Annotated in this window: 14 protein-coding genes and 1 tRNA gene; 3 read left to right on the top strand and 12 right to left on the bottom strand. The window is 62.7% G+C overall.

Translation table 11 applies throughout. The annotated features are described in order from the left end of the window. Positions 1-174: 174 nt before the first annotated feature. Complete coding sequence (gene cpdR, locus AC1RR5_RS10440) at positions 175-531, top strand: cell cycle two-component system response regulator CpdR (RefSeq protein WP_291871818.1); 357 nt, start codon at positions 175-177, stop codon at positions 529-531. A 113-nt stretch (positions 532-644) separates the two neighbouring features. Beyond that, positions 645-719, top strand: a tRNA-Val gene (locus AC1RR5_RS10435). Between the two features lie 280 nt (positions 720-999). Here AC1RR5_RS10435 and AC1RR5_RS10430 read toward each other — a convergent pair. The 6 genes from AC1RR5_RS10430 to hsdR form a co-directional block, all read right to left on the bottom strand. Continuing rightward, a complete protein-coding gene (locus AC1RR5_RS10430; RefSeq protein ID WP_492921364.1) occupies positions 1,000-1,503 on the bottom strand; it encodes a restriction endonuclease in 504 nt (167 codons plus the stop codon). Between the two features lie 7 nt (positions 1,504-1,510). Continuing rightward, positions 1,511-1,936, bottom strand: a complete 426-nt coding sequence (locus AC1RR5_RS10425) for a winged helix-turn-helix domain-containing protein (protein ID WP_492921362.1) — start codon at positions 1,934-1,936, stop codon at positions 1,511-1,513. Positions 1,937-2,009: 73 nt separating this feature from the next. Next, a complete protein-coding gene (locus tag AC1RR5_RS10420) occupies positions 2,010-2,477 on the bottom strand; it encodes a DUF6998 domain-containing protein (RefSeq protein WP_492921361.1) in 468 nt (155 codons plus the stop codon). Continuing rightward, complete coding sequence (locus AC1RR5_RS10415) at positions 2,477-4,216, bottom strand: restriction endonuclease subunit S (RefSeq protein ID WP_492921359.1); 1,740 nt, start codon at positions 4,214-4,216, stop codon at positions 2,477-2,479. The genes AC1RR5_RS10420 and AC1RR5_RS10415 overlap by 1 nt, the downstream gene beginning before the upstream one ends. Continuing rightward, a complete protein-coding gene (locus AC1RR5_RS10410; RefSeq protein ID WP_492921357.1) occupies positions 4,213-5,667 on the bottom strand; it encodes an N-6 DNA methylase in 1,455 nt (484 codons plus the stop codon). The genes AC1RR5_RS10415 and AC1RR5_RS10410 overlap by 4 nt, the downstream gene beginning before the upstream one ends. 126 nt (positions 5,668-5,793) lie before the next feature. Further along, on the bottom strand, positions 5,794-8,244 hold the full coding sequence (gene hsdR / locus AC1RR5_RS10405; RefSeq protein ID WP_492921355.1) for an EcoAI/FtnUII family type I restriction enzme subunit R: 2,451 nt from the start codon (positions 8,242-8,244) through the stop codon (positions 5,794-5,796). 209 nt (positions 8,245-8,453) lie between these two features. On the opposite strand from hsdR, the gene AC1RR5_RS10400 reads away from it, so the two are divergent. Continuing rightward, the gene (locus AC1RR5_RS10400; RefSeq protein WP_492921353.1) at positions 8,454-9,170 is read left to right on the top strand and encodes a hypothetical protein; all 717 of its coding nucleotides are present in this window, start codon (positions 8,454-8,456) and stop codon (positions 9,168-9,170) included. A 91-nt stretch (positions 9,171-9,261) separates the two neighbouring features. Here the strand turns inward: AC1RR5_RS10400 and AC1RR5_RS10395 are convergent, their stop codons facing one another. The 6 genes from AC1RR5_RS10395 to AC1RR5_RS10370 all read right to left on the bottom strand — a co-directional run bounded on the left by AC1RR5_RS10395 (position 9,262) and on the right by AC1RR5_RS10370 (position 14,728). Then, positions 9,262-10,545 carry an AAA family ATPase gene (locus AC1RR5_RS10395; protein WP_492921351.1) on the bottom strand — a complete coding sequence of 428 codons (1,284 nt, stop codon included), beginning with the start codon at positions 10,543-10,545 and terminating at the stop codon, positions 9,262-9,264. Continuing rightward, positions 10,542-10,763: a helix-turn-helix transcriptional regulator gene (locus AC1RR5_RS10390; RefSeq protein WP_492921350.1), complete on the bottom strand. Its 222-nt coding sequence runs from the start codon at positions 10,761-10,763 to the stop codon at positions 10,542-10,544. Before AC1RR5_RS10390 ends, AC1RR5_RS10395 begins: the two co-directional genes overlap by 4 nt. A 42-nt stretch (positions 10,764-10,805) precedes the next feature. Continuing rightward, positions 10,806-11,327, bottom strand: a complete 522-nt coding sequence (locus AC1RR5_RS10385) for a trypsin-like serine protease (protein ID WP_492921348.1) — start codon at positions 11,325-11,327, stop codon at positions 10,806-10,808. A 10-nt stretch (positions 11,328-11,337) separates the two neighbouring features. Continuing rightward, on the bottom strand, positions 11,338-12,039 hold the full coding sequence (locus AC1RR5_RS10380) for a hypothetical protein (protein ID WP_492921346.1): 702 nt from the start codon (positions 12,037-12,039) through the stop codon (positions 11,338-11,340). Next, positions 12,036-14,381 carry a LodA/GoxA family CTQ-dependent oxidase gene (locus AC1RR5_RS10375; protein WP_492922083.1) on the bottom strand — a complete coding sequence of 782 codons (2,346 nt, stop codon included), beginning with the start codon at positions 14,379-14,381 and terminating at the stop codon, positions 12,036-12,038. The genes AC1RR5_RS10380 and AC1RR5_RS10375 overlap by 4 nt, the downstream gene beginning before the upstream one ends. A gap of 89 nt (positions 14,382-14,470) precedes the next feature. After that, positions 14,471-14,728, bottom strand: a complete 258-nt coding sequence (locus AC1RR5_RS10370) for a LodA/GoxA family CTQ-dependent oxidase (protein ID WP_492921345.1) — start codon at positions 14,726-14,728, stop codon at positions 14,471-14,473. Between the last annotated feature and the right edge of the window lie 557 nt (positions 14,729-15,285).

Raw genomic sequence — 15,285 nt, 5'->3', positions numbered from 1 at the left:
CATCATCGAAGGCGGGCGGGCCGGGGTCAAACGGCAATCGGCGCCAGCCTCCACAATGAGTCTATCCGTCCACAAGCGGAATGATGGCCGCGACGATTAGGTTCATCCCCGATTTACGCTCCGCGCGGTATGGTGGCTTCTCTATAGCCGCACACCTTCCGGACACCTGACCTGATGGCCCGCATCCTCCTCGCCGAAGACGACGATTCCCTCCGTGGCTTCCTGGCCCGGGCGCTGGAGCGCGCCGGCTTCGAAGTCCAGGCCTGCGCCGACGGCGAGGAAGCCGTCCAGCACCTGGAAGCCCCCTGGGATCTGCTGCTGACCGACATCGTCATGCCCGGCATGGACGGCATCGAGGTGGCCCGCCAGGCCGCCGCCCGCGATCCGTCCCTGCGCATCATGTTCATCACCGGCTTCGCCGCCGTCGCCCTGTCGGCGCAGGACCGCGCGCCGGCCGGCGCCAAGGTGCTGTCCAAGCCCGTCCACCTGCGCGACCTGGTCGCCGAGGTGGAAAAAATGATGGCCGCCTAAAAAACTTTGCCCAAAGCGTATTGGGCGGCTTGCCTACCGGAAAAGCCGCCGCTATACCCCCACACCTTCCCGGCCGGGACGTTTCTTCGGAGACGCTTCCGGTTCGCTTCGGCGGACGCGTAGCTCAGCGGGAGAGCACTACGTTGACATCGTAGGGGTCACAGGTTCAATCCCTGTCGCGTCCACCATCCTCCTCCTTTCTTTTCAGTGGTTTACGAGCAATCGGCTCGCGCCGCTCGACGACCGGATTTCGGCCCGGCATCAAATCGGCATCAAATCGCTGACGTCAAGGTGCCCCCCACCCCCCGGGGGGGCTCGCTGAATTTGTGCGACGGTGACGGATGGTCGATACCCCGGGGGGGATGGGTGACCCGGCGGGGGTCCCATCTTGGAACTGGTAACGTCTCTGGGCGGCCTAGCGCGGCGAGCGAGTTTCAAAACGTCGAAGAGCCGCGCATCGTCGGCGGGTCAGTCCGTAAAGAAGCCTTCGTCGATCGCCTTGATCGCGATGGTTTCCCGCGCCACGACGCCCACGCCATGACGGACCATAAGTTCCGATAATCGCTCACCATCGACCAGCACGATGTGCGTGGTCGAGCGCTCGGCATGGTCGCGGGCCTGCTTCGTGAATGTGGAGGCCGTCACGAACAGCCCCTTGTTCGCGCGCTTGATATTGAGAGCGCCGATGAAGCTGTTCACCGCCTCTGGGCCGACGGTGTTTCCTTCCTTGTAGCGCTTCGCCTGGATGTAGACCCGATCGAGGCCAAGCGGGTCCTGGTGGACCACGCCATCCACGCCGCCGTCGCTAGATCCACCCAGCGCTTGCGCCATTTCCTCGCGGCCCTGCCCGTAGCCCATCCGTACGAGCAGAAGGATGATCAGCTCCTCGAAGTCGCCAGGGTGCATTACACGCACGCGATCGAGCAGTTCGGCGCGGAGGCTGGCGTCGAGTTCGCGGCGAGCCGTCTCCATGCGCTCTTCAGGCGTCGCTGGTGTGGGTTCGATCGGGGGGCGCGTAACTCGTGGGCGCGCTTGGCTCAGTGTTAGGAGCGCCTTCCGCACCAAGTCGCCAGGCGACGAAGGCCGGATACTGGTTCAGCACGTCGTTATTGATGTCTGGCAAACCCTTATCGAGCAGCGCCCGTCCTTCGTTGGTCGCCTCGAATTGCCCGCGCTTCGTCGAGACCAGCAGGCCGGCGCGCGTCATATATTGCTTGGCCCAGTGAAGGCGATTGTGGAACGTGGTCTGGCGGCCGCTCGGCAGACGTTCGGCGAGCTGCTCGTCAGTGAGCGCCAGATCCGCTGCGATCAGCGGCGCGACCTCCGGAATGGCCAACGGACGTGCGGCCTCGACGGTTCTTTTCAGAAGCGGCTTCATCAGGGCCTGGTAGTCGGGAACGGGCATCGGCGACGGGTGCTCTTCTAGAAGTCTTACCCGTTATCCAATCAGCACTTCCCAAGCTCTACAACCGGTTGCGCTAAACTGGCGCTGAGCGGATTTGAGGCAGCCGCACAGCGTCATCCAACGTGGCGTTAAGGGCCGTGAGGGTTGATAGGCGGATTGGGCGCTGGCCGTTGGAGGCCATGCCGCCGCAGGCGTTCCAGGCGATTTCGCCGGGGCCGTTGAACACCACACGGACCGGGCCGCCGCGCGGGCGTTGGAGGACTATCAGGTGTCCCGGCTCATAGCGGATGGCCACGGCTTTGCCCTGGGTCGGCTTGATCTCGACCGGGCGGCCATCGCGCGCGAGTGCGTCATGCCCAAGGGTTGAGGCGCGGTTCAGGTCGAGGTCGAACATGTAGGCGGCGACCACCTCGCCGATGCTGCCAACGAGATGGCCGTCGAGGGTGAACTTGCGGCCGGGAAACATGGCCTCCAACCGGGCCGAGGCGTCGTAGAGCTTTTCGAGCTCGGCGGCGACTTCGGCCCAGTCGATGTCCGTCATTAGGCTGCAGCGCGGGCGAGGGCGTTGGCGGGCACGGCTTTTGAGAGGAGGACTTCCAAAAGGCGATGCTGGACGTTGCCAGCAGTCGTCAAGCTCTCCTCCAAACGATCGCACACGCTCATCAACTCATCGACCTTGGCGACGATGCGGTGCTGTTCGGCGAGTGGTGGGAGAGGAATAGTCAATGAGCCGAACTCTGTGAGATTGACGTTCTTCAAGCCAACAGCAGATCGAATTGGCCTTTCTATCTGGTCGCGAACGTCGGTCGAGTTCAGCGCCAGCCAGATGTAACCCGGCTTGATGTGCGCCAAGCTCATCCGAAGGCGCACGAGGTAGCCAGCAAAGGCCATTCCTTCGGCGTCGGCCGTCACAACTGCCGGGCGTCCTACGATGTCGAGGCTACCGTTTGATCGGATCATCAAAATGTCGCCAGCGTTCAACGCCAAGTCGCGTATCTCGCCATCAGTGAGCGGTCCGAACTTGATGTCATCGAGCGAGACGACACCACCGGATACATTTGGAATGCGCAGCACCGGAACGCCAGATGCCGCATACTCGCATTTAGTTGAAGTGCCATATCGCATCGATAGGGCTACCTCGTCGATGTTTGTCCAAAGCCACCCGACCGGCAGAGGAGTGTCTGTCCGAAGGGTGGAAACATCGGTCTCGCCGTTTCGGCGGGCTTTCTTCATGGCTTGAGGCCCTGTTCGCTCCTTAGCGATGCGCTTCAGCAGTTCCGACGCCGGTTCGTCGCTTCCATCCTGCGGAACCAGTTTGCCGCGCACCGCCAGGTTCAGGATGGTCTGGCGCAGGCGCTTGATCTGGTCGGGGCGCGTGGTGAGGGCGGGCAGCGCGTCTAGGGCGAAGCGGGCGTCGTCTTTGAAGGTGTCCGGATCGGGCGTGTTGAGGCGGGCGAGGCTCGCCGCCGCCAGCCGGTCGCGCGTCGCCTCCCGCGCCTCCCGCGCCGCCTCCAGGCGGTCGCATAGGCCCATCAGTTCATCGACTTTGGCGACGATGCGGTGCTGTTCGGCGAGCGGTGGGAGCGGCACAACTTGGTTGGTCGCCATCTGGGCAGTTAGTTCGACCTGGTTAGTTGAACCTGCAGCGCGATCTTCAATGACGCCATACACCTGGTCGGATCGAAGCCAAGTGCGGACATATTCTGGAATGACTTCCAGACACCGCACGATCGTGACGTGGCTGTCGCAAACTAGATTTTCGGGTGGATCGACGACGCGAATAACACGCCCAATCGTTCCGGTTCCCGTCGAGTTCCACAGCAGGTCGCCATCGCGGATGAAACGAATGCCCTCATAGTCAGCTAGCGACTCGACCGTGATCCTTTTAGCGGCCGATAGGTCAAGCCCTCGCCACTGAACGCACCTCTGTGAAATGACGGGAGAACCTTCTGAGATGGCATACTTGGGTGATTTTCCGCGCTGAATGTATGAGGTGATGCCCCCCAGGCGAACCCATTGCCACGTCGCGGGAAGATCGAACTCTACGTCGTCCCCGATAGCCGGAAGCGGCTTATCCTTCTTGGCCTCCCCAGTCTTCGCGAGCCGCGCCTTCTCATTCGCGACCCGCTTTAGCAGCTCCGACGCCGGTTCATCGTTCTCATCCTGCGGCACCAACTTGCCACGCACTGCCAGATCGAGAACGAAGCGGCGCAGAAGAGCGACCGCGTCCGGTGCGTCCGCGATCCGCTCGTAGTGCTGCAACAAGCGCTCCGCGTTCATCGGGCAAGCGCCTCAGCCAGGATCGCCTTCAACTGGTCGCGCAAGACTGCGACATCCGCCTCTGCGGCGTCCAAGTCGGCCAGGAGCGCTTCCGGATCGCCGTGGTCATCAGCCACCGCGTGGGGGTTCTTGAAGTCGAGATTGTAGCCGCGCGCCTTGACGTCATCGATCGTCACCCGCCAGGCTTGCGGACCTTCTTGCCGGCCCTCGCGATCCTGGCCGCCCCACCAGTCGATACAGGGCTGCAGATGCTCCAGGCGGATCGGCTTGGTCATCGAATAGGCCTTCTGGCCTTCCGGCACGTGGTGCTCGAAGAACCAGGTCTCTTTCGTCGGCGCGCCCTTCTCGAAGAACAGCAGGTTGGTGCCGATCGAGGCGTAGGGCTTGAAGACGGAATTGGGCAGCCGGACGATGGTGTGCAGGTTGCACTCCTCCATCAGGTGTTCCTTCAGGCGACCGGTGACCCCATCACCGAACAGCGTGCCGTCCGGCAGCACCACGGCGGCGCGGCCGCCGTCCTTCAGCAGGCGCACGATCAGCGCGAGGAACAGATCCGCCGTTTCCTTGGTACGGAAGGTTGGGAAGTTGGTTTCGATACCGTCCTCTTCCTGGCCGCCGAACGGCGGGTTGGTCAGCACGATGTCGACGCGCTCGTCCTTGCCCCAAGAGATCAACGGGCGAGCCAGGGTGTTGTCGTGGCGCAGGAAGCCGGGGTCTTCGACGCCATGCAACAGCATGTTGGTGGTGGCCAGCATATGCGGCAGGGGCTTCTTCTCCACCGCCCGCAGGCCGGCCTGGAGCGCCTGTTCGTCCTCTGGCCGCTTCACATAGCGGTCGCGCATGTGGCGGATCGAACAGGTTAGGAAGCCGCCTGTGCCGCAGGCCGGATCGAACAGGGTTTCGCCAGGACGCGGGTCGATACGATCGACCATGAAGGCGGTGACGGCGCGGGGGGTGTAGTACTCTCCGGCGTTACCGGCGCTCTGCAAGTCGTTGAGAAGCTGCTCATAGACGTCGCCGAAATGCTGGCGCTCAGCCAGATCGTTGAAGTCGACCTCGTTGATCTTGTTGATGATCTGGCGCAGCAACTGCCCAGACTTCATATAGTTGTAGGCGTCCTCGAAGACGGCCCGAACGACCCGTGCGCGATCTCCGGGCTTGCCGCTGAGCGGCAGGGTCTTGAGCGTCGGGAAGAGGGTGTTGTTGACGAAGTCGCTTAGCCCATCGCCCGTCATGCCTTCCGGATCAGCCGCCCAAGCCGACCAGCGCAGGTGGTCCGGGATCGGGGATTGGTAGTCACCGCGGAGCATTTCCAGCTCCTGGTCCTGGTCGTCGATGATCTTGAGGAAGAACATCCAGCAAAGCTGACCCAGGCGCTGGGCGTCGCCGTCGACGCCGACATCCTTGCGCATGATTTTCTGGATGGATTTGACGAGGGTACGGACGGACAAGGTTACAGGCCTCGAAGCTTTGCGTAGATCGCCATTTCGACGTCGAAGGGACGCCAGGCTCGATTGGACGGGTCGGGATTAGGCTGGGTTGGCGCGTTCAGCAAATCCGCATTTACGGGGGTCGGTCTAAGCGCCGCTCGCATAGAGTTCGGCTTGGAGTTCGTGCACGGCCGCCTCGAACTTTTCCCGCGAGCCAAACTGACGAACCAGTTGCAGCGGCGTCCCCATCTGGTCGAACGGAGCGATACGCAACACCTGCGGATCGTCCAAGTTCAGCAAGCCCTCGTCCTCATACTTGGCCAGCAGAGCCTCCAGAACCGCGCGGGCCTGGTCGCCATGGCGGGTGAAGACGTCGCGTTTGCGAACGTTGGCGGCGCGTTCCTGGCGGGTGAGCGGCGGTCGATCGAAGGCGACGTGGCAAATCAGGTCGAAGGGATCGAGATCTTTGCCGACGTCGTCGCTCAGCACGTCTAGCGACAGGCCCTCTTCGGCCAGTTCGTCGATGATGGCCTGCTTGCGATCGGTCGCGTTCCAGCGCCGCAGGAAGGCCTCCAGGGACGCATAGTGCTTGCGCAGGGTGTTGCGGGTGTAGTCCCGCAAACTTTCGGTGACTAGCTTGCCGCTAGCGTCGAGGTATTCGATGCGCTCGGAGATCACCTTTGCGGCGACGCCGTCGACATAGACCTTCTTCTGCTTCTCCGCGAAGCCGTCGGTGAGCGTGATGTCAGGCCTGTCCACGATGACCTCATCAGGCCCGGGCTCGGGCGGAATGCCGTCTTCGCCGTCGTCTATCGGCGGGACGTCATCTGGAGGCGTGATCGGGTCGAAATCGCCAGGCTTATAGATCTGCACTGGCTCGCCATCGAACTCGGGGTCGGCGAAATGGTTGGTCGCGCCCCTGAAGTCCATCAGGGTGAAATAGTACTTCTTGGTGTCCTCGTGGACCCGCGTGCCCCGGCCCACGATCTGCTTGAACTCGGTCATCGAGCCGACCGGGCGGTCGAGAACGATCAGCCGGCAGGTCTGTGCGTCCACCCCCGTGGAGAGCAGCCGCGAGGTGGTGACGAGCACGGGATAGCGCGACTCGGGGTCGATGAAGTTGCCTAGCTGGGCCTGGCCGTCCTGATCGCTGCCGGTGATGCGCATCACATACTTGGCGTTTTGGTCGACGAGATCCTTGTTCTCGTTGATCATGGCCTGGCGCATTCGGGCGGCGTGCTCCTCATCGACGCAGAAGACGATCGTCTTTTGAAAGCGGTCGCCGCTCGCCTTCAGGAACTCCGTGACCCGTGACGCGACTAGCTTGGTGCGCTGATCCAGCACCAGGGTGCGGTCGAAGTCCTTGGCGTTGTAGATCCGGTCTTCGACTTCCTCGCCGTCGCGATCGACGGTTCCCTTCTCAGGCCGGTAGCCCTCGACGTCGAGATCGATGTGGCACTTGATGACCTTGTAGGGGGCCAGGAAGCCGTCGCGGATGCCTTGCTTCAGAGAGTACGAATAGACCGGCTCACCGAAATAGTCGGTGTTGGAGGCGTACTCGGTCTCCTTGGGTGTAGCGGTCAAGCCGATCTGCGTCGCCGACGAGAAATGGTTCAGGATCTCGCGCCACGCTGAGTCCTCCGCCGCGCTGCCGCGATGGCATTCGTCGATGACGATCAGGTCGAAGAAATCCGGGGAGAACTCCTTGTAGAGCTTCTGAGCCTCTTCAGGCCCGGTGATCGCCTGGTAGAGGCCAAGATAGATCTCGTAGGAGGTGTCGATCCGCCGCTTGGCGCCAATGGCGGTCACGAGATCCACCGTCGTGCCGTCATTGCGCTCGATGGTCTTTGATTTGGAGGAGAGCTTGGCCATCGCCGAGCCGAACGGCCGGAAGTCATTGACCATCGTCTGGTCGATCAGCACGTTCCGGTCGGCCAGGAACAGGATCCGCTTCTTCCGCTTGGCCTTCCATAGACGCCAGATGATTTGGAAGGCCGTGTAGGTCTTGCCGGTGCCCGTCGCCATGACCAGAAGCACCCGGTCACGCCCATTGGCGATGGCCTCGATCGCCGCGTTGACGGCGTTGAGCTGGTAGTAGCGCGGGGCCTTGCCGCTGCCGTCGTCGAAGTAGTCCTGGAGGACCACCTTTTCGGCGTCGTCCGAGAAGCCTTTCCAGGCTGCATAGCGAGACCACAGGTCGGTCGGAGATGGGAAGGCGCCCAGCGGAAGGTTCGTCTCCTTCTGGGCGCTGGCTCCCGTGCGATCGTGGAAGGCGAAGCCGCTGCCGTTGGAGGAGAAGACGTAGGGGATGTCCAGCGTCTCGGCGTAGTCCAGCGCTTGCTGCATGCCGTCGCCGACGCTGTGCGCGCCGTCCTTGGCCTCAATGATGGCCAGGGGGATATTGGGCTTATAATAAAGGACATAATCGGCGCGCTTGGATTTGCCGCGCGTGACCAGCTTGCCGCGCACGATGATGCGGCCCTTGGTGAAGCTGACTTCCTCGCGGATCTGCGCCGTCAGGTCCCAGCCCGCAGCGACGAGGGCGGGAGTGATGAACTTGGTGCAGATGTCGCGTTCGCTGAAGGCGGAGTTGCTCATCGCGGGCGGACGCACCACGCGGAGTGTCCTGGAACGCTATTCCCCCCGCCCAATAGTAGCTCCTCCAGCTTCAGCACCACCTGAGCAAGAAACAGTCTGCACGACAAGGCACCGAGGCACTCGCAATGGGCACATTTCGTCCGATTGCAGCGAGGTAATTGCGTTGATGCTAGACGATTGACGAGGCGGGGGAGGCCAGGAGAGGGGCGATGCCAGGCTACAATCACTACGCCGACTGCCTATGTGGCTGGTGCGTGAACTACGGTCGTCGCCGAAGCGCGGCAAGGCTTGATCTCGACATCGCCTACGCGCGCGCCGCGCTGGAGCGTTATGAGGTCCGATCGGACAGCTTCGCGTCCTGCTTTGTCCGCCCTAACGCCTCCTGCCCTGTATGTGGAGCGAAGGTATTCTTCTACGCCAACGACCGGGGCTCTCGCGTCTATTTCGATCACCTTGGGCGCCCCTGGCCCAAGCACGGCTGCACGGACGGCCGCAAAGGCTTTGGCTACTGGCCGCCTAAGAGCGATCACCCGACGATGGTTCGGCGTCCGAGAGGCGAGATTGACGAGATTGCCGACAACCTGGCGAAGGCGGGTGGCGACGATGTTCGCGCCTTAACCGAGGCGCGGTTCAAGGTATGGCCGGAAGCGGTGCTTATCGTGGAGGACTGCGTGCGAACAAAGCCTGAAGCGCATCAGTTCTACATCTTGGCGCGTGAGCTGGTGGGGGCGAGCGGCGAAACCCTTGGCTTCAGCATGAACGCCGCAAAGTTCTCGCCAAAGGCTGGCGATGTCTGCTCGTTCGACGGCAACCGAGTGTTGTTCTTTACAGAGGGCGAAGAAGCGCCAAAGCCCTATCTAGTTACGCTGATGGATGCGGCGGCGGTGGCGGAGAGGATTGAGCGCGCTCGTTCTGAGCAGAAGTGAAGCCGGTCGCAGGAGTTGGCCTAACGACCGGCGGTCTGATGCTGTGAGCTGTTCGTGTTTTACGGATCGGCGATCACACCGATCACAGTGATCACACTTCCTCTAGAGCCTCGACCGCTTCGTCGATCCACTCATCCGCCCAGCCAGTGTGATCGGTGTGAGCAGTGTGGTCGCAGGCGGCATATTTGCCGTACTTCTGCTTCGCCACCTGGCCGTCCCTGACCATGCTGGCGAGGAGCTTGCGGATATTGGCGTCCGGCGCGCCCACGGCTTCCGCGATTTCCCTTGGGCCCATGGGCTCGGCTCTTTCGCGCAGGGCGCGGAGGATCGACGTTCGCTCGTCCGACCGGAATACGCTGTCGCCGTCGCCAAGAAGGATCCAGCGACCGGTCTTGGGATCGTGGCGGACGGCGCTGTTGAACTCTTCAACATCCCGCCCCCGACCAACCAGCGCGACGCCGGCGCTCGACCGATCCAGCACCATGATGCAGTCGGCCGCACCGGTGAGCCCGTTCGTACCGCTGAGCGTTTCCAGGGGATCGTCGGCCGGCATTTTCCGCGTGTGGTGGATCAGGACCACGCAGATGTCGTGCTTGTCGGCTAGATCCTTCCACGGCGCGATCGCGGCGTAGTCGGCGGCGTAGGAATTGTCGCTGCGGGTCACGGCGGGCCGGACCTTCTGAAGAACGTCCACGATTATCAGACGCGGGTTGGGCTTGGCTGCCAGCCACTGCCCGGTGGTCTTGGCCGCCAGCGCATCCTCGTCAGGCAGCCGCGTGAGGATGTCCAATCTGGCGATGTCGGCAGGCCCGGCCATCTTGGTGAGACGGTCCTTGAGCCGGCGCTCGGTGTCCTCCAGCGCGAGATAGAGGACGTCGCCAGCCTCGCACGTTGCGCCTAGGAATTCCGACCCCGTGGCCACCGCCACGGCGAGGTTCAGCACCATGAACGACTTCCCCAGCTTGGGCTTGCCGCCCAGCACGACGAGGCCTTGAGGGAAGAAGCCCGGGGCGATCCATTTCACCGGCGGGAAGGACTCGGCCATCAGCGTGCTGGCCGATTTCCAAGGCGTCGGCGGCGGTGGTGGAAGGATGTGCTTCAGCGCCACGCGGTAGAGGCGGAGTTGATCCGCGATCCAGTCGCCGACGATGGATCTCGCCAACTTCGTCTGGTTGTAGACGTCCGCAATCAGATTGAGAGCGCGAGCGGGAGGCAACAGCGGCCCACAGAAGGAGCTTGGATCTTCCAGGTCCGTAGCCGCCTCTAGGCCGCGCCTGGCCAGCGCGTCCTCCATCCAGTCGTCCCGAATGGAAGAGTTAGGGTTCATCCTCCAACGAGAGTGGATGACCTTTTTGAAGACTTCGGTCGCGCTCATTGGGTCACCTCCGAGGTCGACTGACGCCGGCCGTGTTGGAGCCAGGCTTCGAGATCAGGCGCGCGGTAGAGGACGCGGCGGCCGAGTTTCACGAACACGGGGCCTTCGCCGCTGACGCGCCATTTGTTGAGGGTGGAGACCGACAAGCGGACGCGCTGGGCGGCCTCTTCGACGGTGAGGAGTTCGCCCGTATGGGCTTCGTTCGGGATAGGGGGCATTGCCACTTTCTCGGTTGAGGCCAGGGGGATCCCTGACAGTGGCTATCCAGCTATCGCGCGGTGATGGGCCCGGTCGTCCCGGTTTGCACCTGGTGATCCGGGCTTCCTGCACGCCGCTAAGTGGTTGGCTTTGATGAGCGACGACCCCTGTCCCCCTGTTGGAAAGGAGATCTCGGGGCAAATTTTGGAAATGTTGACCTTGCGTTCCGGAATAAAACAATGGCCCGCGGTCAAGACGATCTGTGGGTGGATGAGCACCCCCGTGCAGAACCAGCTGATTGTGCCGTTCGGATAGCGCCTGCCCACCAGGCAACACTCTGGATAGTCCGTCGTCGGCTGTCCGCCTACGATGCGGGCCAGTTCGCGGCTCAAGTCAGTCAGCAAGGCCGTGCGATCCTCGACCGCCAGGGCGGCACGCTCAAGTCCGCTGGTCTGGACCACCCCCGCCATGAAGCGCTGCATGACCGCAGCCAACTGTTCGTTCTTCAGCGCCATTCGGTTGAGCGCTAACCGGGCGTCGAAGTCTTCCTTGCCCCCGCACGTGGCGCATTGCTGCTCGCTCATGGTTTCCTCCCTAGTGGACAGCGCCAATGCCTTGAACACGCCCTCGCGGGTGGCGTGCTTCGACCGAACGCGGCGTGGAGAGGGTCAGGCGCGTGGCTGGCCCAAGCTCGGGTTGCAGCGCGCGCGTCCGCGGCGCGTCTGGCATGGGGCAGCTCTTGTCGATCCAATCCGTCACCACCTGGCGCCAGCTCTTTCCTCCGGTATTGGGGGCGATCGCCTGGAATGCCGCGCCCATCGCATTGCCTCCCGCCACGTACTTGGTCAGGAAGGGACTCTTCGCGCTCGATCCTGGCGTGATCAGTTTGTTGGCCGCGTCGGCTAGAACCACCATGAACCGCGGCGTGGGTTCATCGAACCATCTGGCGACCGACTGGGTGATGGATTGGCCAGGGTTTGCAGGGTCCTCACCGGTCAGCTGCACGACCGCATGGGTGGGCGTGCCTTCCTGTTGAGGACGAAGGTAGTCGATGTAGGCGGCCATCAGCTTGGCGGGGTCGGTTTCGGCCGGACCCGGCTTGCCGCCGCCGCTCAGCGAGACGGTCCACAGCTTGAAGGCGTCAAGCTCATCGTCGGTGAAGACCTTGTACATCGGCCCTTCGAAACTGGTGAGTTTGAAGAACCGGCTCAAATCGGGTCGGCCGGGGGGGATGTAGCCGCCATCGACGAGCGCCTGACGGAAGGCGGCGGGATCTTCGAAGAGATCATTGATCAACTAGCCGTTGGCTCGGCGGGGCCCGTGATTGAGGGCCCCGTACTTCTTCTTCTCGAGCATGATCGCGTCGACCCGATCGCTGGCCTGATCGATCTGACGGCGGCGCCCATCGAGCAGGTGCCTGAGATCCCCCCCAGCGTGCCCGTGGTCGCGAAGGCGACATAGCCGTCCCAGATACGGCGCCAGACCGCCTGGACTTCGGCGTCGCCGCCCCGCCGATAGGCTTCGTCGAGGAAGCGTACAACGGCCTCTCGCGCCTTGGCGCCATGGCCGTTCGCGGCGTTGTCGATCCCGATGTGGAGTTCGTAGAAGTGTGAGTCGAGCTCGAAATTGCGGAGCAGCTTCACGGTCGGCCAAAGCGCCAGGACCTCCCACTCCAGTTGGAGGGTCATGCCCAGGATTTCGGGATAGTAGGTGTCGGTGAACTGCGAGATGGCCAGTTCGAACATCGGAACGGTGAATGCCGAGTCCAGGAACTTGGGATCATAGACGTAGTCGGCGGTGTTGATCGGGGCCAATTGCAGGCCGACCGACTGCATCAGCCGGGTATAGACATTGGCGTGGTTCTGGTCGGGATCACCGTCCCCGACCTCGTCCATCCAAACCGAAAACAGCAAGGCGCCGACCTGATCGATCGGTCCCGCGCGGCCGACATTGCGTACCCAGGCGCCATCGAGCTGATTAAGCGGCGCGAACTGCCGGATGCGCTCGACCATGCCGTCGCGTGACTGGAAGGGATTGTCCGGGCCTTCGAGCAGATCTTGGCCCGCCATGGCCTGGTAGAAGGCGTAGATCTCGTCCAGGCGCTGTTGCAAAGCCTCCTTGGAGTAGGGGAAGCGACGATACATGTCGTCGACCGCGCCAGGTGTGGAGTCGGCGAGACGGGCTCTGGCCCGGCCCAGGAAAAGCGCGGCCAGGGCGCGCGCCTTGGGCAGGAAGTCGGGGTAGGTCTCGATGTTCAGCAGGTAGAAGAAGTAGTCACGGTCGCCTAGGCCGTCATAGCAGCTGCGACCGGTTTCTACGTGCAGGACCTCACCCGCATCCGTCCGCATCGGCGCCACGAACCCTAGCGACCTCCACCTGTCGACCATGTCGTTGTCGCCAGGCAGGGCAGGCCTTGCGTTAGGCGGTGGATCAGTCTCGGGATCGACCCAGCGATCGCCGACGCCGCGATCCCAGCGGATGCGATCGGTCGTAGCCCGCGCCAGTTGACCTTCCCGACGATCCTCCGGAAAGGCCTCGGCCGAGCGCCGATAGATGTTTTCGTTGAGCACGTCGTCAGCGCGCTGGCCGGCCACCAGGTGGACCTGACATTCGAAGAAGTCGGCTTGCCAGGGCACGGCCATGCGCTGGGTGATGAGGCCAGGCCTGAGCTTGCTAGCGTCGAAGCGAAGGGGTTCGCTGTAGAGTTCAGGAAAACGAGAGAAGTAGGTGATCTCGATACCGGGGAAGAAGGGGCCGCCTACGCACGGTTCAAGCGCGGCCAGATCCAGCGCCCTGGGTTGTTGGCCCACCTTAAGGCCTTCGAGTTTGGTCGGGGGCAGGACGGCGCCGGGCCAATCGGGCTCGAAGTCGCCATCCTTCCAGCGCCGTAGCGCCTCGAAAATCCTTGGCGGCAGCGACAGCCAATGGTCGGGTGCGCCTACCTTGCAGTCGCCTTCGTCGCCCGAGAGCAAGGGCATGAAGTTGTAGTTGGCTTGCGCCGAATCCTTCGAACCGGGCTCACGCAGGCGCGCGAATACAGCAGCGCGATAGGCGGCGTTCTGCGCCGAGTTGTCGTTGAGCTTATCAATCGTCGGGATCTCGGAAATTGTCGGGCTTTTGTGGGCCATGGCCGCGCAAAGCCATGCCGTTGACCCACTGCTGATCGGCGAAGGCCGCGAAGTGGGGATAGATGTGGTCGGTGAACGATAGAGTTGCGGGCAGAGCTTCTCCGCCGGCTTCCAGCATGATCTCCGACAGCGGGACGACGTTGCGGATGAAGAGGGCGATTTGGGCGGGGCGACGATGACCCAGGACGGCGCCTTGAGTGGGATATCGTGGCCATCGATCATGACGCTCGCGCTGACACGACCATCGCAGGTGTCGTCGTGCCAGCCGTCGTTGTCGGCATATTGTGTCAGTGGGCTTGCGCCAGCGATCGAGGTCGAGGCGCCGCGACCGCTTAGAAAGAGGAGGCGGCCGGCCTCATCGGTACGTAGCTCTCCCAGATAGACAGCGTGGCCCATGAAGGCGCCGTCGTTGAACGCATACTGATCGCCTGAAAGGCTGACGCCTCCGATCGAGCTTGCGCTGGGGGTGATCTCCAGCGCGCCGCGGTCGCTGACTAGGCGATTGCGCAGTTACTGGGGGGAGTCGGGATCTTCCCACGGCCGCAGGTCGTGGCGCACGCCGCTGAAGCGCACGCCGGCGGCCTTGCGGTTGGCGACCTCTACCGACCAGCGGACCGTGACGGCATCGGTGAGGCTGTTGAGTTCGGCGATGACCTGGCCTGAGGCGTCGAGGCCAAGATCCTGAACCGGGCGGCCTGACGGCGGATTCTTCCGAGGGCGTCCTTGTAGACGGCCGTTTCATCCGGGTGGAGTCCAGGCGTCTCGGGTCCGACGAAGTAGCTGTCGGGACTGTCGCCGATCCGCGCGATGCCGATGGCGGGATGGATTTGGCACGCAACAATGTCTTCGAGAGCCATGGCTGTTCTCCTCAAGCCGCGTTCATTGGCGACATTGTACAGACTTCGCGTGACCCTGCGCGTCGACCAGCACAAGGCCCGCGCCGTGGCCAAGCGCTTCGGAGTCCGACTAGTCCCGACGCTGACCGAGCACAACTCAATCCGCCCTAGGTCGAGAGCGCTCATGAAGGCAGGCCCCGGGTGACGGCCGGTCAAATCGTTCGGGGCATCGAAATTAGACGATCGCGTTAGTTGGGTGGGCAACATCAGGCGCGGCAAAACGCATGTTGACAGTCTCTCAGCCGCCCCATAGAAGCGCGTTCCCCGACGTTCTCAGCGGCGGGGCATTCAATGTTTGAGACGAAACGTCGACGGGATTTCTTAAAGTCCCGGAGAGATTAGTTGCGCCTCAGGTATTGATTGTCATGAAGATTTCGAAGTTTTCAAAAACTCCGTTGACTTTAAAGCTGAGGCGATTAAAACGCCGCCTCCGCCGACACCGGGCGCTAAACGGTGAGGTTGCTCCGGCAGCTTGGGTCTTTGACATTGTTGATTTGGAAAGAGAAACGCAGGCGGCG

The sequence above is a fragment of the Caulobacter sp. GW821-FHT11E11 genome, from assembly GCF_058808315.1.
The sequence above is the reverse complement of the archived record's forward strand: the minus strand, read 5'-3'. Positions and strand labels throughout refer to the sequence as shown.

Excerpts from the sequence above, each read along its gene's own strand:
- AC1RR5_RS10425 (WP_492921362.1), bottom strand. The coding sequence starts at position 1,936 with ATGCCCGTTCCCGACTACCAGGCCCTGATGAAGCCGCTTCTGAAAAGA.
- AC1RR5_RS10395 (WP_492921351.1), bottom strand. The coding sequence starts at position 10,545 with ATGAGCGCGACCGAAGTCTTCAAAAAGGTCATCCACTCTCGTTGGAGG.
- cpdR (WP_291871818.1), top strand. The coding sequence starts at position 175 with ATGGCCCGCATCCTCCTCGCCGAAGACGACGATTCCCTCCGTGGCTTC.
- AC1RR5_RS10415 (WP_492921359.1), bottom strand. The coding sequence starts at position 4,216 with ATGAACGCGGAGCGCTTGTTGCAGCACTACGAGCGGATCGCGGACGCA.
- AC1RR5_RS10390 (WP_492921350.1), bottom strand. The coding sequence starts at position 10,763 with ATGCCCCCTATCCCGAACGAAGCCCATACGGGCGAACTCCTCACCGTC.
- AC1RR5_RS10385 (WP_492921348.1), bottom strand. The coding sequence starts at position 11,327 with ATGAGCGAGCAGCAATGCGCCACGTGCGGGGGCAAGGAAGACTTCGAC.
- AC1RR5_RS10420 (WP_492921361.1), bottom strand. The coding sequence starts at position 2,477 with ATGACGGACATCGACTGGGCCGAAGTCGCCGCCGAGCTCGAAAAGCTC.
- hsdR (WP_492921355.1), bottom strand. The coding sequence starts at position 8,244 with ATGAGCAACTCCGCCTTCAGCGAACGCGACATCTGCACCAAGTTCATC.
- AC1RR5_RS10430 (WP_492921364.1), bottom strand. The coding sequence starts at position 1,503 with ATGGAGACGGCTCGCCGCGAACTCGACGCCAGCCTCCGCGCCGAACTG.
- AC1RR5_RS10370 (WP_492921345.1), bottom strand. The coding sequence starts at position 14,728 with ATGGCTCTCGAAGACATTGTTGCGTGCCAAATCCATCCCGCCATCGGC.
- AC1RR5_RS10400 (WP_492921353.1), top strand. The coding sequence starts at position 8,454 with ATGCCAGGCTACAATCACTACGCCGACTGCCTATGTGGCTGGTGCGTG.